General features: G+C 43.5%; 1 protein-coding gene. It reads right to left on the minus strand.

Features of this window, described 5'->3' with window-relative positions; translation table 11 throughout:
* A partial coding sequence (locus tag R7044_RS26460; RefSeq protein ID WP_318141744.1) for a helix-turn-helix domain-containing protein occupies positions 1-403 on the minus strand: 403 nt, incomplete at its 3' end.
* Between the last annotated feature and the right edge of the window lie 208 nt (positions 404-611).

Here is a 611-nt window from a genome sequence, read left to right on the forward strand (position 1 = left end):
GAAGCCGACGCTTATCTATCTCTTTGATTGTTTGCCAATGAACGCCTGTCACTTGGGCTATATGTTTGATTGGTAGCAGAGGTAACAACTGTTCTATATAGCTTCGTAGGCGTTTAGTGATACGAGCATAAGGTTCCAACCAAGATAGCCGCTCTGTTTTAATGCCGCAGTTACTGCACTTGATGCGTCGGGTTTGAATGGACAGTTCAACGGGAGCTCCTAACAGTGTAGCTTCCTTCACGTTACGCCACTGATACTCATGTATGGCTTGAGCTTTAAGCCCGCACGGACACTTAGCGATAGAATTAGGTTTGAGAGTGAGCTTTATTAATGACGTAGTCTGATGAGACTTTACTATATGAAAGCCTTCCCAGAATGAAGATAGGAAAGTATGATTCGACATGAAAACGGTAGTTTGTGTAGGATTTGTTTGGCGATAAAACTCTATCACTTACTACCGTTTTTGTTTTTAGTTCCCGCTTATCCGCGATGAACCAATAAAAAGGGCAGCCAGTTGGCTACCCTACGGAGTGGTACACCGAATTGAGAGAATCAGTGAATCAAGCCAAGTTCTCTTGCTTCTTCAATGCTTAACCCGCTTTCGCGGATTT

The sequence above is a fragment of the Vibrio sp. 1402 genome (assembly GCF_033340275.1).